General features: G+C 61.4%; 16 protein-coding genes. 6 read left to right on the top strand and 10 right to left on the bottom strand.

Annotated features, from left to right (window positions below):
- Positions 1-52 precede the first annotated feature (52 nt).
- Both BMZ18_RS17635 and BMZ18_RS19505 read left to right on the top strand, forming a co-directional pair.
- Positions 53-1,333: a PucR family transcriptional regulator gene (locus tag BMZ18_RS17635; RefSeq protein WP_139204031.1), complete on the top strand. Its 1,281-nt coding sequence runs from the start codon at positions 53-55 to the stop codon at positions 1,331-1,333.
- 553 nt (positions 1,334-1,886) lie between these two features.
- Complete coding sequence (locus BMZ18_RS19505; protein ID WP_139204032.1) at positions 1,887-3,689, top strand: hypothetical protein; 1,803 nt, start codon at positions 1,887-1,889, stop codon at positions 3,687-3,689.
- A gap of 233 nt (positions 3,690-3,922) precedes the next feature.
- Here BMZ18_RS19505 and BMZ18_RS19510 read toward each other — a convergent pair whose 3' ends face one another.
- Positions 3,923-4,582, bottom strand: a complete 660-nt coding sequence (locus BMZ18_RS19510; protein WP_139204033.1) for a DUF8453 domain-containing protein — start codon at positions 4,580-4,582, stop codon at positions 3,923-3,925.
- Positions 4,583-4,712: 130 nt separating this feature from the next.
- On the bottom strand, positions 4,713-5,069 hold the full coding sequence (locus BMZ18_RS19515) for a hypothetical protein (RefSeq protein WP_139204034.1): 357 nt from the start codon (positions 5,067-5,069) through the stop codon (positions 4,713-4,715).
- Positions 5,070-5,414: 345 nt separating this feature from the next.
- Between BMZ18_RS19515 and istA the strand changes: the two genes are divergently transcribed.
- The gene (istA, locus tag BMZ18_RS17645) at positions 5,415-6,632 is read left to right on the top strand and encodes an IS21 family transposase (RefSeq protein WP_068365638.1); all 1,218 of its coding nucleotides are present in this window, start codon (positions 5,415-5,417) and stop codon (positions 6,630-6,632) included.
- Positions 6,632-7,441, top strand: coding sequence for an IS21-like element helper ATPase IstB (istB, locus tag BMZ18_RS17650; protein ID WP_068365637.1), 810 nt, complete (start codon positions 6,632-6,634; stop codon positions 7,439-7,441). The genes istA and istB overlap by 1 nt, the downstream gene beginning before the upstream one ends.
- Before the next feature lie 31 nt (positions 7,442-7,472).
- Here istB and BMZ18_RS17655 read toward each other — a convergent pair whose 3' ends face one another.
- The 6 genes from BMZ18_RS17655 to BMZ18_RS17675 form a co-directional block, all read right to left on the bottom strand.
- Complete coding sequence (locus tag BMZ18_RS17655) at positions 7,473-7,733, bottom strand: hypothetical protein (RefSeq protein ID WP_139204035.1); 261 nt, start codon at positions 7,731-7,733, stop codon at positions 7,473-7,475.
- 375 nt (positions 7,734-8,108) lie between these two features.
- Positions 8,109-8,366, bottom strand: coding sequence for a hypothetical protein (locus tag BMZ18_RS19520; protein WP_139204036.1), 258 nt, complete (start codon positions 8,364-8,366; stop codon positions 8,109-8,111).
- A gap of 42 nt (positions 8,367-8,408) precedes the next feature.
- The gene (locus BMZ18_RS19200) at positions 8,409-11,639 is read right to left on the bottom strand and encodes an FtsK/SpoIIIE domain-containing protein (protein WP_082895194.1); all 3,231 of its coding nucleotides are present in this window, start codon (positions 11,637-11,639) and stop codon (positions 8,409-8,411) included.
- A 9-nt stretch (positions 11,640-11,648) separates the two neighbouring features.
- On the bottom strand, positions 11,649-12,641 hold the full coding sequence (locus tag BMZ18_RS19525) for a serine/threonine-protein kinase (RefSeq protein WP_139204037.1): 993 nt from the start codon (positions 12,639-12,641) through the stop codon (positions 11,649-11,651).
- Positions 12,641-13,798, bottom strand: coding sequence for a protein phosphatase 2C domain-containing protein (locus BMZ18_RS17670; RefSeq protein WP_169817755.1), 1,158 nt, complete (start codon positions 13,796-13,798; stop codon positions 12,641-12,643). Before BMZ18_RS17670 ends, BMZ18_RS19525 begins: the two co-directional genes overlap by 1 nt.
- Positions 13,799-13,925: 127 nt before the next feature.
- Positions 13,926-14,657: a vWA domain-containing protein gene (locus tag BMZ18_RS17675; protein ID WP_068365632.1), complete on the bottom strand. Its 732-nt coding sequence runs from the start codon at positions 14,655-14,657 to the stop codon at positions 13,926-13,928.
- 498 nt (positions 14,658-15,155) lie between these two features.
- On the opposite strand from BMZ18_RS17675, the gene BMZ18_RS19530 reads away from it, so the two are divergent.
- Positions 15,156-16,325, top strand: a complete 1,170-nt coding sequence (locus tag BMZ18_RS19530; protein WP_139204038.1) for a hypothetical protein — start codon at positions 15,156-15,158, stop codon at positions 16,323-16,325.
- Positions 16,326-16,544: 219 nt separating this feature from the next.
- Here the strand turns inward: BMZ18_RS19530 and BMZ18_RS17680 are convergent, their stop codons facing one another.
- A complete protein-coding gene (locus BMZ18_RS17680; RefSeq protein ID WP_139204039.1) occupies positions 16,545-17,066 on the bottom strand; it encodes a hypothetical protein in 522 nt (173 codons plus the stop codon).
- Positions 17,063-17,530, bottom strand: a complete 468-nt coding sequence (locus BMZ18_RS17685) for a MerR family transcriptional regulator (protein ID WP_068365630.1) — start codon at positions 17,528-17,530, stop codon at positions 17,063-17,065. The genes BMZ18_RS17680 and BMZ18_RS17685 overlap by 4 nt, the downstream gene beginning before the upstream one ends.
- A 54-nt stretch (positions 17,531-17,584) precedes the next feature.
- Here BMZ18_RS17685 and BMZ18_RS17690 point away from each other — a divergent pair, with 54 nt between their 5' ends.
- Positions 17,585-17,815 carry an SDR family NAD(P)-dependent oxidoreductase gene (locus BMZ18_RS17690; protein ID WP_068365629.1) on the top strand — a complete coding sequence of 77 codons (231 nt, stop codon included), beginning with the start codon at positions 17,585-17,587 and terminating at the stop codon, positions 17,813-17,815.
- Positions 17,816-17,891: the final 76 nt, after the last annotated feature.

The raw sequence follows: 17,891 nt of genomic DNA on the forward strand, positions 1-17,891 counted from the left end.
CCTCGGATCGGTCGGCGGCGCACGCCTGTGACCTGCGCCATGTTCTAGCATCGTGGCACAACAGGACCCGACCGTTCTTGGCCTCGTCGGTCAACACCGGCCCCTGTTGTTGTACTGGGAGGACAACATGACGCCCGAGCTCGACGACGCCGACCGGTGGGTCCACATCCTGGTCACCGAGACCCTCGCCGACGACGCCGTGGCCGCCGTCGTGGCCCGGTTCGACGCCGCGATCGCGGCCGACGTCGCCGCCCTCACGGTCGATCGGGAACTGCGCCGCGACCTGCACGCCAGCAACGTCGCCCAGGCGCGGGCATTGCTGGGGTGGATCGTGAGCGACTCCGACGAGGTGACGCCGCCGCCCGCGGCGCACGAGCTGGCCCGGACCGTCGCTCGCCGCGGCCTCCCCCTGAAAGTGCTGATGCAGATCTACCGCGCGGGCCAGACGGTGCTGGTGCGCCACGTCGCCGAGGTCGCGGCCGAGCGCGTCCAGGATCCGAACCTGGTGCCCGGCATTCAGATTCGCCTGCTCGAGCGCGCGAGCCGATGGATCAGCGTGTCCCTCGAGATCCTCACCGACACCTACGCCGAGCAACGCGAACGGGATCTGCGCGGTGACGTCGCCCGCCGGGTCGAGACGGTCCGGGATCTGCTCTCCGGCGAGCTCGACGACGCGGAGGTCGCCTCCCGGCGTCTGAGCCACCCCATCGGGACCGAGCATGTCGCGTTCGTGCTGTGGACGGACGGCACGGAGCCGGTCGATCTCGACGCTGTCGCCCGCCGGATCGTTCCTCCCGACGCGGGCGGGCTGCTCACGACGCCGGCCGGGTCACGAGCCCTGTGGGGGTGGGCGTCCGGTCGGTCGCCCGAGGTACTCGACGCGCCGTCGTCACCCGGGTCCGTCCGTCTCGCCGTCGGCGAGCCGGGTGCCGGCACCGACGGCTTCCGGCGCAGCCACCTCGACGCGGTCGCCGCGCAGTCGGTGTCGGAGACGACGGGCGCGAACCCCACCGTGCGGTATCGCGACGTCGAGATCACCTATCTCCTGCGCGGTCACCGACGCGCGGCCGACGAGTTCGCCGCGCGCCACCTGGCCGGTATCGACGGCGACGATCCCGTCGCCCTCCGCGTGCGCCGGACCCTGTCCGCCTACCTGCGCCACGACCGCAGCCTGGACGCCGCTGCTCGCGAACTGGGCGTGCATCGCAACACGGTGCGCTACCGCGTGCAGCGTGCGGAGAGCCTCCTCGGGCGTCCCGTCGGCGGCCCGAGCCGCCTGGCCGTGGAACTCGCCCTGCTCGTGCGGGACGGCGCGCCACCGAAACGGACATAGGAGACAATCCGGCCGATAGTCTGACGGCACCGCCAGCACGAGGAGGAGCCATGACGAACGTCGAGGCCGACCGATCGGACAGTTCCGGCACCGAAGGCGAGGGCGACGCCCGATCCGACGGCGAGAAGGCCGAGGCCCTGCCTGCCGGACGCCGCACGCGCCAGTGGGTCGGACTCGCTACTTCAAAACAAGCACCGCGTGCTAGGTGCACCATGCTGCATGCCGCGTTGCGGCCCCTCAGTCCGTAGGCACAGTTGCCCCCTATTAGGAGGCGGGCAAGTGGTTCGCTGTGCCCGCGGGGTGGTGGCTGGCAGGCGTAGTCGGTATAGCCCTTGCTCTTCCGGAGGCGTGTGACATGAAGTAGCCGAGCACCATCGCACGGCTGGCGTGCTGGCGGATGAAGGGCTGATGACGGCATCGGCAACGCGTCGAGCTAGCGGCAGAACTGCTACGTGCCGGTGAGAGTCACGGGCTTATAGGTGACTGCTTCCTATGGGGCCCGCGACTGTAGGGATGGTGCATGCTTTGTCCCAGTAGGCATATCCTCTAGACCGTGACTATGGGTGGGCGCGAGGCCGGCGGAGACAAAATCCAATGGACCAGGCTGGACCAGCCGTGGTTCGATCGGATCGTCGAAACCCTGCTTCTGAGAAAGTTCCGCGGCATAGCTGACGTTGATGTTGTGGACGGTCGTGGTGGCGACGACGGTGTCGATGTCGGGGTCACTTTTCCAGACGGCAGTCTTACTATTTACCAACTCAAGTATTACCCCGAGGGTATGTCGGGCGGGTTCGCAAAACGCAGGGATAATGTGAAGAATTCCTACGTCAAAGCGGTGACAAAAAACAAGCCGAATCAATGGATCCTTGTCGCGCCGCGCAACTATACGAACTCCGAAAAACGTTTCATACGTGGATTGGCAAGCAAGGCGACGCCGGCGGCTACAAGGCGGCCAACTGTAGGATGGTTGGGCCAGGCGGAACTAGATCAGTTGCTCATCGATTACCCCGAGGTCGATCGGTGGCTGACTCTAGACCATTACCGAGAAACTCGCCGAATATTCGAATACGAACGTATGGCTTTCCTTGAGTCAGGAGCTGCTGATCTGGCTCGTCGGGTCGGCGCGCTTGGCGAACTGGTGGACTCGCGAGACGCCGACTGGACCTGGGATTTCGCGCGATCTGACGGCGCGGTGGTCCAGACATTGCGTGCGCTCAATGATAATGCCGCTCAGCGAAGTCCCATCAAAATAAACTTCGACGCGGATCTAGATCCCGAGTCAGCTGTGGGTATTGAATTCCGAAGGTCGATGCAATACGGGTCGCCCTCGCAAGTGGAGATTCCTGGGTCTTCTATCACTAAGTTCGAAGTGCTTGGTCCTGAGATCGTACAAGGAATCCCCGATCCAGAAACGTTGATTATGAGGAGCTTGCCTGTAGAAGGTAGCCCGGCGGTGGGGATGCTCATGGAGGCTCGTCTATCCCACGAAGACAAATTAGTCTTGAAGCAAGAAGGGGTAGTCACAGAAGTCCGCAACGGGACGCATGGTCTTACTTGCGTCATGTCTTACGTCGGAGGACGTGTGACATTGGCAGCGGAAATACCGTTCAAGAACGGTCCGGACACCCGTACTATGATGGATGTAGGCTACGACCTAGAGGGGTTAAGTCCGCGTTCAGTGGCAGAGTTATTGCGGTTTGTGCTTGGTCTGCAACTAGCACACGAGGTTGCGTTCTATATCGACGGTCAGTTCCTTACGAGATATCGTGGATCGGGCGTTCCTAGCGACGACGACGACGACTTCCGAGAACAACAGATGTTATACAGTTTCGCGGAGGATCTTGCTGGGCTTCTAGCGCACACCGGTCAGAATATGACGTTTCCCAGAACTTTTGATCAAAAAGATCGGGTGCATGCGCGAGTTGCCCGTCTGCTAATTGAAGGACATGTTGTGGCGTCGCCTTTGGCTCGCGGCGTTCGGGCACGATTAGTGCCCAATGCCGAATACACCGAGGAAATTGCCGCGATTCTGACCGAGAGGCAAAACAGGCAGTGGCTGGCAGGTGCATACACTGCACTAATTGGTGACCGCACTTTTGAGCTGGGCAGTTCGGTGGTGGTGCATCCTGAAACGTGGGTAGAGAATGGGCCGGCAGCCCTCGCAACCTTCGAGCGGGGTCGTTCGGACGGCATTGACTTGGTCCTACGGCCTGGCGACGACCCATACTTTTTTGTCTTCTTAGTGGAGTCCGCTCCCTCAAAAGAGGCTGAACGGTGGTTTGCAAAGTGGGATTTGGATGGAATTGATGAACCCTGGCTGGACCGAACCTGTCTCACGCCTGTGGATGAAACCTAGAAACGGCGATTTGTCCGGCGACTGCAGAACTGGGCCCAGCTGTTGGGGGTAGCCGGGACCAGCCGAAGAAAAACTGGTGATAAAGATCGGAGCCGCGTGCTCTAGGCAAGTGGGTGGTGTCCTATGTGTCACGGCCCGGCCCCGCAAAGTATAAAACCGTGACGCTCTTCGTCGATTAGACCGCAGTGATGGACGCGCATTCCGGGCGATCTTCTAACTTCGTTCTATTGCTATCATGCAGAGCGTGCTCGACCTTGGTTTCGTTGCAGCGACTTGTCTACGCTAATGACTGCCTTGGTAAGGTCCTTGATAGCACCGCGCACATGATGCAGCGAACCGTCAGGCGCGTCTCTCGCATGTCGCCATTCAGAAATGTCTATTCCCATCTCGAGGGTCGGAAGTGGACCATGGGGACCCTCGGCGTCGATGCGCACGGACCGAAGCTGCGACTCGTCGGACGAGAGGAGGTCATAGCCCACCCCCAACGTCCACCGCAGAACGCGGTTGGGCGTGAGTGAGTGCAGCCCATTGGACAGGGTGCTCTGAACTTTCTCCGCCTTATCCGAGTGCTGCTGGCCAGTTGGCAGGGGGGGATCGAAGAGCACCCGTATGTTCCGTGCGACTGTCGGCCCGCTGTTGCCGACCACAACCTGCAAGATAGAACCTTGTTGCATGTCGGGCTGTATGTCCGCCCACACGTACGGTTGAAGCGCCTCGCGGGCGAGTTCGCGCTGCAACTGGGTTTGTTCGCGTGCTGCTGCCACCTGCTCTCGTTGGATCGCGGTCTGCGCTTGAGCAGATTTTGCCTGTTTCGCGGCGGCTCGCGCTGCCCACACGGTGAACGGGAGAGCAAATCCGGAAATCACCAACGCAACGATCGAAATAGCGACCAAGTCTGCACTCCCTCTCGAACAACGAGTTGCACTGCCGGCGTGCGTGATCATAGTCTCCGATATCGGCAATAATTATCATCATGAGGTAGCGCAGACGTTGATGACGCCAGTTGCACTTATCTCTACTGCCTCACGTGGATGAGTTGCCCCACGAGCCGTCAAACTGCTCGCTCGTGACACGTGCCGAGCGGCGCACGTATTCTGCTTCAGACAGCAACTGTAGACCCTTGACGGAACCGAACTGGTCATCTTCAAATCGGCGCTCGTTCACGAAGCCTGCCGCGTAGCTGACTACTTCATGCTCGAGTCCTACCCAATCCACCATTACGTGCTGCGGCGTGGGGTCTCGTATCCGGCCGGGGTGGCCCACGTGAAGGACATGAAGGGGCGGTGCGGACGCAAGAATACCGTTCGAGTCCTCGGGACCGGTGTACTCAACGGGCTGACCAACCTTCAGGTGGCAGCCCAGCACTTCGCGCTCAGACACACCCAATGGTTTCACATCTAGGCGAGTGGGGCTGCGCCGTAGGCGTGCTGAAGTGTCAAACCAACAGCGCATGTAGTGCCGCGAGCCGCGCAGAATATGCCACTTAGACAGGTGATAAGTCATAATCTTTATCAGCGGTAATGATTATCGTTGTGGCAGCAGCGTCAAAATGTGGGGTTCGCGCTCAGCGGCCTCACTGTCCGTAGGTGTACCGCAACTGGCCGTTGATCAGCCACCCGAGCCGTTTGCGCATCTTGCGGATCTTGTGTCGGCTCCGGTCGAAAACTGAGCATGTAGTCCGGTCGAAAAGTGAGCACTCATCTCGACGATGGAGGAGTGATCACTGTGGAGGACTGGGCGTTGATTCGTCGGTTGCACGGCTCGGAGGGGATGGCGCAGGCGCAGATCGCCCGCCGGTTGGGGTTGTCACGCAACACGGTGGCGAAGGCGTTGCGGTCGTCGGGGCCGCCGCAGTACGAGCGGGCGCGTGCGGCCCATTCGGCGTGGGCGACGGCCGAGCCGTCGGTGCGGGCGTTGCTGCGGTCGTATCCGTCGATGCCGACGACGGTGATCGCCGAGCGCATCGGGTGGTCCGGAAGCCGGTCGTGGCTGTCGGAGAACGTCGCGCGGATCCGCCCGGAGTACGCCCCGGCCGACCCGGCGGACCGGCTGGTGCATCTGCCGGGTGAACAGGTGCAGTGCGACCTGATGTTCCCCGGCCGGCTGGTTCCCGACCACACCGGTGCGGTGGGAAGCTTTCCGGTGTTGGTGATGGTGGCGACGTACTCGCGATTCATCGCCGCGATGATGCTGCCTTCGCGGGTGACCGGTGATCTACTGGCCGGGATGTGGCAGCTGATCTCCACCTCGTTCGGCATGGTGCCTCGAACATTGCTGTGGGACAACGAAGCCGGCATCGGACGAGGCGGGAAGCTCTCGCAGGGAGTGCCCGGGTTCTGCGGCACCCTCGCGGTGAAGCTGATCCAGGCCCCGCCCTACGATCCGGAGACGAAGGGAGTGGTCGAACGCGCCAACGGCTACCTGCGGACCTCGTTCCTCCCCGGCCGGCAGTTCACGTCACCGACCGACTTCAACACACAACTCGACCGATGGTTGTCGATCGCCAACACCCGTGAGCACCGGGTCACCCACCGGCGTCCCGTCGAGGCGCTCACCGAGGATCGAGCGGCGATGGCGCCACTGCCACCGTTGCCGCCGGCGGTCGGATCGACGGTCACCACTCGGCTGGGCCGGGACTACTACGTCGGGGTCGGCGGGTCGTCGTACTCGGTGCACCCCGAGGCGATCGGGCGGTTGATCACCGTGACCTCCACCCTCGATCGGGTCCAGGCGTTCTGCGATCACCGTCTGGTGGCCGATCACCCCAGGTTGTGGGGCACCCGCGGACAACTCACCGACCCGGCACACGTCGAGCACGCGAAAGTGCAACGAGCACAATTCGATTCGAGAGGGATCGATACCGGACCGGCAGGCCCGGTCGAGGTGGAGGTCGCGGACCTCTCGGCCTACGACACCGTCTTCGGCACCGGGGAGGTCGCGTGATGGCCGCCCGCACACCCGCGCCGTCGGAGGCCGACAAGCTCATCGCCCACCACGCCCGAGCGCTCAAAGCGCCGCGGATTGCCGCCGAGTACCACCGCCTCGCCGAACACGCCCGCAGCGCCGGCTGGTCGCTCGAGGACTACCTCGCCGCGGTCCTGGCCGCCGAGTCGAACGCCCGCGCGGAATCCGGCGCCCGGCTGCGCATCACAGGCGCCGGATTCCCCGCCATCAAGACGGTCACCGACTTCGACTTCACCGCCCAACCCGGCGTCGACCGCGCCCAGATCGCCCGCCTCGAAGGCGGCGGCTGGCTCGCCGAAGCCCGCAACGTCGTCCTGCTGGGACCGCCCGGAACCGGCAAAACCCACCTCGCGACCGCGCTCGGTATCGCCGCCGCGCATGCTGGTCACCGGGTGGCATTCGCGTCGGCGACCGGATGGATCACCCGCCTCGCCCGGGCGCACCGGCTCGGGCAACTGGACTCGGAGCTGAAGAAGATCTCCCGCATCGGGCTGATCGTCATCGACGAAGTCGGCTACATCCCGTTCGACACCGACGCAGCGAACCTGTTCTTCCAACTGGTGTCGAGTCGCTACGAGAAGTCCTCGATCGTGCTGACCTCGAACCTGCCGTTCGCCCGCTGGGGAGACGTGTTCGGCGAAGCCACCATCGCCTCGGCGATGATCGACCGCATCGTCCACCACGCCGACGTCATCATCCTCAAAGGGACCAGCTACCGCATCAAACACACCGCGATCGCGTCCCTACCTTCCGTCGCCGCCGACCGTGAGGCAGACTCGACCACCTAACACCTGCTCACTTTTCGACCGGAACAACTGCTCAAATTTGGACCGGAGCTGACATCTTGTCATCTTCGGGAAATGGTCGATCCAGCAGCAGCGTGAACCGCAGGTCGGTTCCGGGCCCGGCGGGCGCGAGTTCGAACCGGACCTTCGCGTCAGGACGCGCTGGCCAGATCGACGACCACACGACCACCGACGCGTGCTCGGACACCAACACATGCGGGGCCACTTCGTCGGCACGCAGATGCAGCCAAGGCCGATGAGTCGGCCGGCCAGGATTGGCCAGGTCGTCGAACACGACATGAGGCGGCGGAGACTGGGTCCTGCGCCTGGTTGCCACGGCCTCCATGTGACGAACCGTACGCGCCTGTGCTGACGAGACCCTCGTGCAACCCGGCGAGCAGCGCTCGATCGCAATGCGCCGTCGATAAGGGGTCCAGACGGTGGCTGAGGATCCTGTATAGCTACCTTACCAAAACGGGGCCTTCGACCAGCGGTTATGTCATAATATTAATTATCGGCTCGGCGCTGTTGCGCTCGGCCCCGGTACCCGTCAGTCCGGGGTGAGCACCTGCCGCGATCTTGTGCGGGTGCTCCTGGTCGCCATGCACTGTCTAGGTACCCTGCGGTCCGCTGGCGAATGGTGCGGCCTGCGGGTAACTTCAGATCCGACTCATTTGTTGACTTGCTCCAGCGCGATGGCAATCGCAAGCATCCGTTTTTCAATTTCATTAAGGGACTCAACGGAACTTCTTATTTGCGCTTGAGTCCGGCGAAACAGGTCGTCGACGTTCGCCTTGTTGGGAACCATGTAACGCGTGCTGCGGTGCTTGGATTCAAGCAAGTGGTACGACGAGGTAATGTCAGCGGCCGCGCGCTTAGCGGCTGCCGCAACTGCTCGTAACTCTTTTGGGTCTCCCGTGACGGGCATGTTCGCTCCTCTTGTTGCGAATCTTGACAATTTCGATAGGTGTTACATACGCTCCCAGAACGTTGGAGGCAACGTGGCGAAGGCTTGAGTCTTTGTGAACTCCCCAGCGGGATTGACGTAGCTCAATTCCCCCCTGTCCAGCCGCGACGGTCCATAGTCTCCACACAGTGCCAGCGCGTCGTCCGGGCTCGACTTGCCAAGCAGCTTGTGGCCGAACGCCGACAGCATCTGACTCCCCAGGGTGTTTTCAAAGCTTCGATAGGAATCGAGTGTGACGACGACATGGACGCCCACGGCCGGCCCGTTGTTGACAATCTTGGTTGCCAACTCATGAATCTGGCCCCCGCGCGCGGACGACAGATTTGCCGCGGTGTTCACGTGCCCCAGATACACGACATGGGGGTCATTTGCCCTTGGGGTCTTCTTACGATCAACAACGACGCGGGCTACCGATAGCAGCGCGGCGACGGTGTCTCGCTGCTCGTGGAACCGTTGCCCCGGCCCCAGCCGCGCCGCAGTTGCGATAGTGGCCAAGTCGGCGGCAAACGCCGAACCCAATGGACTGAAATCGATAACGTCAAAAGAGATCTTTGAGCGCACGCAACCAGCTAGCAGCATGCCCATTAATGCTACCGCGGTCGAGGTCGATGTGTCATCGTAGCTGCTTGGCGTCGCGACGAGCAGGTTCTGGTCTGCTGTGGCCGTGAAGCTTACCGTTTGAGCCGGCTCAAGACCGTAGTGCACAGATAATGGAAAGGTTATACGATTGCCCTGCCGGACGGCCTTGAGTGCCCTGGCCACCGCGCCGCCAGGCAGGGTCGGTGTCGAAAAGTCGATTACCTTCGGTCCGGTGGACCGCATTCTCGCCGCGGCGGCTACGATCCTGGCACTACGGACTGTCGCAGCAATAGTGGAGTCGGTCTCGTGGGTCACTTGTATTTGGAACGTGTCGTTGCTTGACTGCAGGATGGCCTGCCCGGTGCGGGTCAGGTTCGCTGCGTCGCCCATAGTGTCTCCGAGGACACGTCTAGAATCGTCGTCGCTCATCCTCAGCGCCACTCGGGTAGAGATCATGCCGATCGCCGACGGAAGATTGCTCACGCCGAACAGGCTCTGCGTGGCCAACACTAGGTGGATCCCGAATGCACGGCCTTCGCGAATGATGCGGTTGATCACGTCGGCGGCCCGAGTAGAAGTAGTGTCGTCGCCGGTGTCGAGCAACTTCTGGAACTCATCGACGATGACGACGATCCTGGGCATTGGATTGCCGCGGTTGATCGGCCGGTAGTCATCGATCTTCTGTACGCCAGCGTCGCGGAATCGCTTCCCGCGCGTGTACATCTTGTCGAGCAGAGTCTGCAGGATCGCGAGCGTGCATTCTGGGGCTGAGCTCACTGTCACAACCGCAGCGTGGGGAAGCTTGGCCTGGGCGTATACATTGAATTCGACCCCCTGTTTAGGGTCCAGTAGGTATAGTTGCACATCGGCTGGAGAATAATTGCGGGCAATATCACAGATGACCGCGTGTAACAGTACGGATTTCCCGCTGCCAGGTCGTCCACCGATGAGTGTGGCGGGTTCGTTGCTTCCGAAGAGCAGTTCGGCCACCCCGCGGTCGCCGCGTCGTCCAATCGTGACACGTACTCCATCAGCGGCATTACGCCGCCACCAGGTGTCAATACTTTGAGGATCGGCTACCGCCGTGGCGCCGACGGCGGTGTGATCGCGTGACGACCGTGCTAACGTGCTGACGCTGTTCGGATCGACGCTGACGCCGGGTACACGGTGCACGTCGGCATCCAGGCGGCGGACCAGCGCATCGGCGGCAATGGTGTCGATTGACCGAACGGTGGCTATCCATTGCATCGATGGTGTAATTGTCGCGAATGCCTTGTAGTTTGATCGCACGACGGCGTCGCGGACATCTACGAAGCTAGATGACACAGGTTGGGCTTGCGACGCTCCCATCAGGGACCCACGTGTAAGTGCTGGCCAATAACTCGGCGCTTCAGCGTGTGTTGTTCCGGACAACAACACAGGGAGCCCGGCCGGTACGTCCGGCACTGAGTCATGCCAGGTGGAGGCGTAGGAAGACTGCCGCTGATGCGAAGCTAGCACAATCGTGTAGACCCCACATCGCGGTCCCGTTTTGATTATGGTTTCCAAACGGGCCAACACCGAAGCGTCGACCGATCCGCTCGGTGCTTGAATGCCGGTGGGATAATCCAGCACCACCAGTAACCGATAAGCCTCGGCGGTCTCTCCGGCAAGTTCGTTGTAGGACCGCAGCGACGGGTGCCGTGACCCCAGATAGCGCTGGGTTACCTCCGCGATATGTTGGGTCATGCCGTCCAGCAGTGTTTCGAATTCTTTCTGCGTGGTGTATATCTTGGATCCGGTTATCGCAGTCTTGGACTTATCCGCCAAATCGTTCAGATGGGTGATCGACGAACCAAGCTTCAACGGATCGAAAATTCGCAGTCTCAGTTCGCCGGCCGGCATCAAAGCGACCAGTCGTAAAACAGCGGAAACCACGGTATGGGAATCGTTCGTTACAAATCCGCCGTCTGTGTCGAAGTTAACCAGTGCCGGGATCGGAAGCGGCAGTTCGACAGCTGTTCGAGTCTGCTGCTGGAGATACGAAGATTCCCCCTGTGACAGCCCGAAGCAGGCCAACATTGGTCGGTATGCGATGGCACCAACCTGGATGATTAGCGGCCCGCCTCCCGCAGACGTTTGGCTCAGTCCGGTCCACGAATCACGCACGCCATCTGGCAATTTCACTCGTTTGACGGTCTCGTGATGACTACGCATCGACGTACGGCCGATCGGGAACGCGGCAGATACGGCAACGGAAAGACCGTTCATCAGCGTGGCCTGTGCGTCGAGCGCGGCAGATAAAGCCGCGCGCACCTGGGTCTGCTCGCGACTGCGCGCCTTGATCTTCCCGTTCGCAGTCAGCGGCGTATGTCGGTTGCGCAGCTTTCTGGCTAGTCTGATACAGCGCTCGACTACCATAGCGTGTGCGATCTGCCCGACCGCTAGCGTCGGTGAACCCGACTGTGGTTCGCACCCCCAACGGTGCCGGAACGACTCGCGAAGTTCGCGTTCCGCACGCGCGACTGCCGCGAGGTCATCGATCAGTTCCCGGCGCGCGATGAAGGCGGCACGCAGCGCGACTTCGGCATCCTCATGAACGGCACCCATCCTCGCCGAGTAGAAGGCTACGACGCGGTCCGGGTTGCGTTTCTTGGTACTCCAATAGCGCAGCACTTGATTACCCTACGCCTGAAACTGCTTGAGTATGTCGGCCATGGTGGGACGATTCACCGGATTCTCTTCCAAAGACGCTAGCAGCACATTCGCCCGCTTTGTGCCAATTAGCTTGGCGATCCGGATGCGGGCGTCTGGCGAAATATATATTGCAATAGCGTCTTCGGAGGAGTGGAATAGTCGCAGTGTTGCCAGGCCAAATTTAAAGACATCGGTCCGGAAGTTCAAATTACGCATATGGGCTTCGGCTGTGCCTACTTCCAATGATGTGGCGCCCGCCGCGGTTAATTGAGCCACTTGGTCTTGCGCCTTGCGGATTTCCGGTGGGTACCACATCGGGGTATTCATCTGTTCAATAGGTGGTTGGCCGCCCCTGAAACGAAAGGAGTCGATATCGAGAAACTTTGGAAACAGCTTGCCCTTGTTGGGGCCGTCAAGCTTCGCCGGGTGTGATACCACGACATTGCGTGGACTGAAGTCGCCCAATACTAAGTTGTGCCTGTGAAAGAACTCAATCCCCTTAATTAGCTTCAGTACGAGAAGGATTTTGTCCTTGTCGCTGGTGAGCGGTATTCCCAACTCCTGCTTCTGTGCATCCATTCGATAGAAATGCTGAAGTTCGAGCAATGTTCGACTATTCTTATTTGGCAGAATCATATCGAAAAAAAACGTGTCGGGAATGATTCGCATTAGAATACCCAAGGCGCGTCCGTTTTCCACGACAAGCGCCTTGGGCCATACCGCTAAGGTGCTTAAATACTTCTGATTCTTGTCATCCAGCGAGTCGGGAAAGAGAATCAACTCCGGCATTCCATGGTACAGCGCGTCACCGTACTTAGCCAAAATAGCTTTACGATACTGCTTGTACACGATCCTGCCATTCATCCCAGGCATGGTGTAGTCGGCAGCTGAGTACACCTTGGCCTGGCCGCCGCTACCAATTGACGTTAGCTCGCCCAGTTCCGATTTCTCGACCATGACGTTCTTGGCCGTGCGAGTCACTACTGCGCCCATAAAATGACCGCGGTGCGATCGTCGTCGGCGTTCTTGTTCAGAAAGGACGCACTCTGGAGGAGTCCCGCGGCATCAAGCGGCCGGGACCAACGTTCGAACAGATATCGACCCACGGGACGCGAACCGGTTTCGATCAGATCACCGAAGCCGTCGGTGCACAGCACCAAGGCCTGCCCAGCGGCGAGCGCCGCCACCGTCACCCGTGGCGGTCCAGGGTCCAGCGGCAGTGGGGTCAACGAATTGTCTATTTCGCCGAGTTCGTTTGATTTTCCGGCACCGATGCGCTGCCATCCGTCCTGGGGACTCAACAGATAGGCGCTGCCGTCGCCGCAGATGGTCGCTCGAGTAAACGTTCTGTTGCCAGCAGAGTCAGCACGCAGTTCGCAGACAACGACATCGCAAGTCGTGGCGACGTGGGTGGCGAGGGTACGGTCGCTGACTGTCTCTGGTGCGACCGGCGCGCCGTCGGCGTCGACGATATGCCTCCCGACCAACTGCAATGCGGTCGCTCGAACCGCGACTCTGCACGCTTCGCTGATCGCAGGCCAGTCCTGAGCTCCCAGACCCGGTCCCCTGATGCGCGACCGGATTTCGGTCATAGCGGCGAACGCCGCCCGTTCCGCGCCGAGGTGAGACAACGCACCTTCGGAGACGCCGTCAGCCACGACCCCAATGAACCAGTCCCCCTCGGTCCCAATCGCGTAGTGGTCCTGACGCGGAGCGCCCAGCTGATGATGTCCGGGCCCCCGCACCGATACCGCGCCGACATAGAGCCCTTCACTGGCGAACCCGCTGTCTACCATTGCTTCCGGCCGGTGCCCACCACGCAAGTGCGGCAGGATGCGGGGCACAATCCGGTGCATCTCACCCATGTCGCCGACTGCGACGCGACCTTCGTATTGCCCATGGGTGATCGCTTCGGTAGCGGCCGGCCCCGGCTTGTGCCACGCGGGCACATCGTTGTCGACAACGGGTTCGTTGTACTTGGTTTCCCCAGCATTGCTCGACGGAGGCGCTGTCGGTTGGCTGTGAGCTGGTACTTCCCCTCCGTGTGACGAAGAGAGCGGAGCGTCCAAGGCGGCCCCGAGCTCTCCTGAGTTCGGCGTTTGCAGCCGTTCGCTGACCACCTCGTGGATGGGATGCAACGGTGCGTCGGTATCAAATGCGAGAGGGGGTTGCGGTTGGCTAGAGGGATCGACCGGGTCAGGAGCATCTGGGGCTCTGTGCTGTCCAGCCCGATTCGCTGCGCGAGGTTCTGCCATGAACCGCGCCTTAGTCCAGCTGACCCAGCGCGACAAGAAAGTCATCGTCGTCCTCAAGCATTCCCTTGATGTCGACGTTCGGGCCGTCGTTATCGGTGGCACCTGCCGTGGCGGACGCGACAACGCTTTGCATAAGCGTCGCCACCAATGTGCCGAGCGCCTGCGCGGCGTCGGCGCCCTCTCGCGTTGCTATGGCCACACCGCGTCCAGCCGTATATTGTTGGAGTGTTTCGGGAGTAACATCGTTGCCGACGCCGAACACGCACATGTTGGGTCGCCGGGTGAATTCTGGATCTGTCAATTCTTTGAATGCTGCGTCTCGCGCCGTGGGCGCACAGATCGGTTCGCCGTCGGTGATAAACACGACGAAAGGACGGTAGAGCGTGAAGCCGTCACCCTTAAGTGTTTGGTAGTCCTGTTCGATCTGCTTGCGTAAAACACTGAAAGCTTTGGAGTAATCGGTGCCCCGATTTGCGGTGAACGTTGGAGCCTGAATCGCGCTACCCCTCGTTAGCGGCACAACCACGTGCGCATCGTCGCAGAAGTCAATAACGGAGAAGCGCGCCGCTTGGTCAACCATCGGTTCGCTCTTGCATGTCGCAATGACGGTCGGGACGATCTCGTTGGCGGCCTCAATCTTGCCGTCGTCCTTCATGGAGTACGACGTGTCGACGACGAGATAAATCGGAAGTGCCTTGTTTTTGTCGTCTTCCAACGTTTCCATCATGCTGCTACCCGTCACGTTATTTCCTTTCGCCAGGAGCGTCGGGGTCCGGACCGACAGCTGGATGCTAGCACTTACCCGGGGTCATGATGCGTTGCGCGGCAGCTTCATGGGCAGTCTTATTCCTCCACGACCGATGTGTCCATCGTTTGACGGATTGCGCCTCTAGTTCCCCCCAGCTAACGTGTGCATCTTTTCACCTCGTCGGTCAGGTCGAACATCGTTCGGCATGTCTTCACAAATTATTAGTGGGGCTAACGAACCAAGCTCGCCGGATGGATTCAGTGCCCGGCACCTTCTGTGTGGCCTGGAGATCATTGTGTGCACAAGTTCGTTTGACGGCTCGTTCTGGTTTTGCCTGTGCGCGGCGTTAGTCGTCGAATGGTTGAATCCTCTGCACCAGTCCGACGCTGCTGGTGTCGGCACGCGACAACACGGCAACGGCCCGGGCGGCGCCGAACATGGACGGCGTCGCGCATTGCTCGGAGCCGCCACTCTAAAGTGCGTCACTAGCTCGTGATCAGGAGCATCGCTGATGCGGCGCGGCCGAGCAAACCACTGACGACGAAGCACTTCGCCGAGGACGATGGCGATGACAGGACGGAGCTGGCCTCGGTGAACATTCATCACATGGTTGTTGTTGACGCTACGCGTTCGTCGGCCCTCGACCGGTGGACCGCAATGCTCGCAACGTTTCGTTCTGTCGGGGATGACTCGACAGTGTCGGTGTTGGCCTTGGATGATGGCAGCCTCCGGACCATTCTCGCCGCTACCGCAGTGCGAACAGCGCCAGAATCGTTGGCACTGCCAGCGCTGAGCGGGCAGGGGCCGCACGACGTAGCCCACCAGTTGCTCAGAACCGTCCTTTACGTCCAGGTGCAACTCGATGAACCCGTCGTTTACCTGTACATGGTTACCGATCCAACGCTAGACGACCAGCGACTGAAGGAACTGCGCGGCGCCGCCAACGTACGAATCCAACGGCACCCCTTGGTAACCGATAATTACGGCCCACCACGCCTGTCCCGGTTCGTGCGCAACGCCGCGGTCCTTGTGTGTGTGCTGGCGGCCGCCGTGCTGGGCTATCACAGCGTTTTCGGAGCTCAATCTGCCGCGCCCCCGGTGCAGTCGACCACGACGGCAACCACGACACCTGCCCCCCCAGGGGTCGCCGGCCCCGAGGCGCCAACAGCAATCAACTCGGGCTGGAATCTTGCGACGGTTCCATCGGTGCCGCCAGGTAGATGTGTCAACCAGTATGCCTATGCCTCACGGCTCAACGCGCCTCTCTTTGCGGTCGTGGATTGCACCTCGCCGACGGCGCTGATGAGATTAGTTCAGGTCATCCCAATCGTCGACCCGTCGGTCAACACCTGTTCGCGGCAAAGCCCCGAATACCCTTGGTACAACGGGACCAACCAATATTGCTTTGTCGCGGAACTGCGGAGCGGAATGTGCGTTCCTGTTCAGAAAGACGGCGACAGGTTCAACGCAGCCTTTGCTGTGCCCGCCAGCTGTCGCGATCCGCTCGCACTCAACGGTCGGCTATCTTCTGAACAAGCTACGGACAGGCAGCAGTTACAGATCGAATCAGTCAACCCGGTTGCAACCGCACCGCCATGTACAAACCTGACCTACCTGCTTGAGGGCGTAGCGCTGAAGGTGTGTGCTCGCCTTCATTCCTGAATTCGGTGTGATACCAGTGTGCTATCGCTCTGCTAGGTAACCAATCTAAAAATACCGTTAATCACCCAGATAGACCCGACTGGGATCAGGCAACTATAGAGCGGCTCGCGGCAGTTTGTAGCGGCATTCATAGCGATGAAGTCCGATTCCAGGTCAATGCTAGCGACGCCCCTCTACTCGTCCGGCGGGGTGGCCGATACCAGTCAGATGTCGGCGCCGTTAATGCAGTAGTTGCTGACTTTCCACTTCCCCCGCGGCGTCCTGCAATGTGATCGTGGCGGTGTAGGTGGTGTACGGCGTGGCCTGCCCAGACTGGTGCTGCACGGTCTGCGCGAAGGTGACCGGCACCGTGGCGGTGTCGCCGTTGACGGTCGTGTCCCCGTCGGCCCGTACCATGGCGGTGAGGGTGTCGCCGCTGCGCGCCCCCGCCGCCCACTCCGAGATGGGTTTTGGGGCCGGTGACGGTGCCTGTGCGGCGGCGGTGGCCATCGGGCCGGTGAGGTGCCCGGCCTGGGTGTGCAGGGCGTTCCAGGTGGAGTCCTGCACTGCTGGTTGCCTGGTGAACACGTCGGCCATGAAGACGGTGGCGACGTCGATGGGGTCGGTGCCGACGGGGTCGGTGGTGAATCCGCACACCCGCCGCATCCCGTCGACGGAGTCAGGATCGCGTACGTGCCGGAGCAGTCCGCCGCAGGGGGTGGGCGACGACGAGGTGTCCCGGCACCGAGAGCCGCGGCTCATTGATGCGCCTTGTCGGGGTCGGCGCCGGTCACGTCCGCGCCTCGTTTCGACAGCCACGGGTCGGTGATGGCGCCGGCGGCCATGTGGTGGCGGTAGACCGCGACCTTGCCGGTGATCACGTCGAGGCACTCGTTTTTCGAGTGCAATTGGGCGCGAACGCGCCTTTCATGTTCCTGCAGCAGGTGCAGTCGGTCCGGCTCGTTTCCCGGACCCTGACGGACAAGGGTTGCGAACCGGCGAAGCTCCGCCAACGGCATCCCGGACTCGCGCAACTTCACGCAGACCTTCAGCCACTCGACGTCGGTTTTGGTGTAGACCCGTCGACCACCCGGCGTCCGCTCGATCGGATCGACGAGCAGCCCGTTACGTTCATAGAACCGCAGGGCATGCACCCCGAGCCCGGTTTCTCGGGCGACGTCGCCGATCGAGAGAACGACGGAGCCGGCGCGATCATCGATGGACATGGACGAGCTCCGCTCGCTTGACCTAGACAGAGGTCTAGATTCTACCGTCGAGGCATGATCACACCGGTCGAGCAAGCACCCCTCGGTACGCCCTTCACCGCGGACACCACCTCGGAGGAGGTGATGGCCGGCGTCGACCTCACCGACACGGTTGCGGTCGTGACCGGCGGTTACTCCGGCCTGGGACTGCACACCACCACTGCACTCACTCGCACCGGCGCCCGTGTCATCGCCCCGGCCCGCCGCGTCGACTCCGCCCGCGACGCGCTAGGTGTAGTGACCTGACACGTTGTTCTCAGGCGGTCAGTCGGGTGATGGGTGGGTGTCCGCCGAGGGCGGAGTGGCCTCGTCGAGTGTTGTA

Origin of the sequence: Rhodococcoides kroppenstedtii (assembly GCF_900111805.1) — a bacterium.
In the GTDB taxonomy this organism is placed as follows: Bacteria; Actinomycetota; Actinomycetes; order Mycobacteriales; family Mycobacteriaceae; genus Rhodococcoides; species Rhodococcoides kroppenstedtii.